The sequence below is a fragment of the Chryseobacterium sp. HNCC26DJ238 genome, from assembly GCF_057180465.1.
The window spans coordinates 1-518 of record NZ_JBXUGI010000066.1; the positions used below are offsets into that span (position 1 = coordinate 1).

The 518-nt window shown below is 45.0% G+C and carries 1 protein-coding gene; it reads left to right on the forward strand.

The window, feature by feature from the left end:
- Positions 1-119 precede the first annotated feature (119 nt).
- On the forward strand, positions 120-518 hold a 399-nt coding region (locus AC2A07_RS19735; RefSeq protein ID WP_484051806.1), incomplete at its 3' end, for a DUF6443 domain-containing protein.

Genomic DNA, 518 nt, shown 5'->3' on the forward strand with positions numbered 1-518 from the left:
GATCAGGGAAGTCTATCTCTATGATTCTGCCAACAGGCTCAAAGAAATAAGGGAGAATAATGCAACAGGCAAGATCCTGAAAGAATTCAAATACAATTACAAACACTAAGACACATCTCATGAAAAAAATAATCATCCCGATCAGTGCCCTGTTTGTAGTGGGACTGTCCCATGCACAGAGCACAAATCTGAGCACGAACGAAAATTACGTTTATTCCAAGACCTATCTCTCTGATCCTGCCCTTCCCAATCCAAAAAGTGTGGAAACCGTTCAGTATATCGACGGATTAGGAAGACCCAAACAGGTCGTCAATGTAAAAGCCTCTCCAACAGGAAAGGACGTGGTCACTCACATCGAATACGACGGATTCGGAAGACAGGTAAAGGATTACCTTCCTGTACCGCAGTCGAACACATTAAACGGAGCCATCGTTCCCAATCCCCTTGCCAATGCCACGCAGCCTGAGATCTACGGAGCTGAGAAAATCTATGCGGAGAAGATCCTTGAGAACTCACCT